The organism is Thalassolituus sp. UBA6592 (genome assembly GCF_002433655.1).
Classification (GTDB): Bacteria; Pseudomonadota; Gammaproteobacteria; order Pseudomonadales; family Oceanobacteraceae; genus Venatoribacter.
In genome coordinates, this window is the sequence record NZ_DJIO01000050.1 from 14,076 (window position 1) to 16,377 (window position 2,302).

The window sequence follows — 2,302 nt, forward strand, 5'->3', positions numbered from 1 at the left end:
CCCAGTGACAACGCCTTACGCAGAGGCACAACGCCTGGAATATTCACTGACGGTACTTCTTTTTTTACGTACTTCAGCACGCTGTTAATCAGCAGGCGCTTAACCGTGCCATGCATATCGCCGACATTGGTGATAATAACGTGTTTGATGCCGGTATTAGGCAATACGGCTTCCGCTTTGTCTGCCATATTAGCCAGCACAACCAGCGCTTTGGCACCGGCATCGTTAAACTGGTGTTCCATCTCACGCTCGGTGTACAGCGGATTGGTATTTACCACCACCATGCCTGCGCGCATTGCACCAAAGACAACGATTGGGTATTGCAGGATATTGGGCAGCTGAATGGCGATACGGTCACCCGGCACCAGAGTGGTTTCATTTTGCAGGTAGGCAGCAAATGCCGCACTTTGCCGATCAAGTTCTGAATAGGTCAGAGTCTGGCCGAGACAGCTGAATGCAGGCCGGTCAGCAAAGCGTTTAACGAATCCATTAAAAATATCGACTACAGATTCATACTTATCCGGATCAATGTTGGCCGGATAATTCTCCGGGTAACGTTCCTGGAAGAATTCGAGATTCATACCGCCTCCTGAGTACCCTGGTTATCAATTTTATACAGGGTGGGTGAATAAGACTGACCACCGCTCCCCAACGACGGTCAAAATCGCAGCCGGAGTTTACCCGTTTTCACAGAATCCAGCAAAACTGAGCATTAGCCTGTTTACAAATCCTCACATACCACGCAATCTGAGCCTGAATCCAGGCAAAACCCGGTAAATCCCGCCAAGGCTGATCAGATAATGGACAAGACAACAATAAAAGCGCTCGACGGCAGCACCTTTGATGTGTGGATTTTCTGTCACGCAAAACCCAAAGCCACTATTCAGATTCTGCACGGAATGGCTGAGCACTGCCTGCGTTATCAGGCGCTGGCTGAGATGCTGCGGAATGAGGGGTATCGGGTGATCATGCACAATCATCGCGGCCATGGTGAGCGACGCCCTGTCGGCCACTATGCCGACAGCCGTGCTGGCGCTCCGGGTGGCTGGGATCTGCTGCTGGATGATGTTTTACGTGCTCAGGACGCCCTTTGTGGCAGCGAACCGCGTATTTTACTTGGTCATTCGATGGGGTCGTTTATTGCCCAGGCCTGGGCCATGCGTTATGGCGAAAAACTGGCCGCCCTGATTCTGTCCGGGTCAAACAGTCAGCCGGCATTTATGCTGAATGCCGGTCTCACATTGGCGAAACTGATGAAAGCCGTACGCGGCGGACGCCACCCGTCTCGCACCATGGATACCCTGTCGTTCGGCAGTTTTAACCGTGCCTTCCGCCCGCCCCGTACCGATTTCGACTGGCTCAGCCGTGATCATCAGCAGGTCGATGCCTACATTGCCGATCCTCAGTGCGGACATCTGTGCACGCTGCAGATGTGGTGCGATATGTTAACCGGCATCAAAAGCATCAGCGGCACAGAAAATCTGAAAATAATCCCAACACAATTACCCCTGTATATATTCGGTGGCGATCACGATCCGGTCGGGCGCATGGGGGCCGGACTTAAAACCCTGTCACAACAGTATCAACTCAGCGGTCACAATCAGGTCACGCTTAAGTTGTATCCTGAGGGGCGTCATGAAATGCTGAATGAAACCAATCGCGAAGAGGTCTGCACAGATCTGCTGAATTGGCTGAACACACTCTTTGAGAACAATACGACGGAGCCGTATGAACACCATCACCAACCGCACATTTGACGAAATATCCGTTGGCGACCGCTGCGAACGCCACCACACAGTTACAGAACAGGATCTGATTCTGTTTGCTGCTGTTTCCGGCGACCACAATCCACTGCACCTGGATGCCGCCTACGCAGCCACCACGCAATTCAAAGGACAGATTGCCCACGGCATGTTCACCGGAGCACTGATTTCTGCCGCCCTGGCTATGGACCTGCCAGGTCCAGGCACCATCTACCTCGGCCAGAATCTGTCGTTCCGTAAACCGGTCATGCTCGGCGATGAGCTCACCGTTGTCCTCGAAGTTGCCAGCAAACACGACAGCAAGCCTGTGGTTACCCTGAACTGTACCGTAACCAATCAGGACGGCAAAAAAGTGGCCACTGGCGAAGCAACCGTGATGGCTCCGGTTGAGAAAATGACGGTCGAAGCACCGGCGTTGCCTGCCATCAGCGTCGGCTGATACCCGCCTCCTTGCGCACATAAAAAATCGGTCTTCGACCCATTGCTGTCCCACAAATTTCTATTAAAGCATTTTCGAAAAATGTCAGGCCCCTTGTCCT

Annotated in this window: 3 protein-coding genes; 2 read left to right on the forward strand and 1 reads right to left on the reverse strand. The window is 52.6% G+C overall.

The features are described 5' to 3' along the window. On the reverse strand, positions 1-581 hold a 581-nt coding region (locus B2Z72_RS04555), incomplete at its 3' end, for an AMP-binding protein (RefSeq protein WP_297004260.1). A gap of 219 nt (positions 582-800) precedes the next feature. On the opposite strand from B2Z72_RS04555, the gene B2Z72_RS04560 reads away from it, so the two are divergent. Both B2Z72_RS04560 and B2Z72_RS04565 read left to right on the forward strand, forming a co-directional pair. Further along, positions 801-1,757, forward strand: a complete 957-nt coding sequence (locus B2Z72_RS04560; protein WP_296981371.1) for an alpha/beta fold hydrolase — start codon at positions 801-803, stop codon at positions 1,755-1,757. Beyond that, positions 1,729-2,202: a MaoC/PaaZ C-terminal domain-containing protein gene (locus B2Z72_RS04565; protein ID WP_296981369.1), complete on the forward strand. Its 474-nt coding sequence runs from the start codon at positions 1,729-1,731 to the stop codon at positions 2,200-2,202. Before B2Z72_RS04560 ends, B2Z72_RS04565 begins: the two co-directional genes overlap by 29 nt. Positions 2,203-2,302: the final 100 nt, after the last annotated feature.

What these genes read in the sequence shown, in the direction of transcription:
- B2Z72_RS04560 (WP_296981371.1), top strand. Translation starts at nt 801, where the DNA reads ATGGACAAGACAACAATAAAAGCGCTCGACGGCAGCACCTTTGATGTG.
- B2Z72_RS04565 (WP_296981369.1), top strand. Translation starts at nt 1,729, where the DNA reads ATGAACACCATCACCAACCGCACATTTGACGAAATATCCGTTGGCGAC.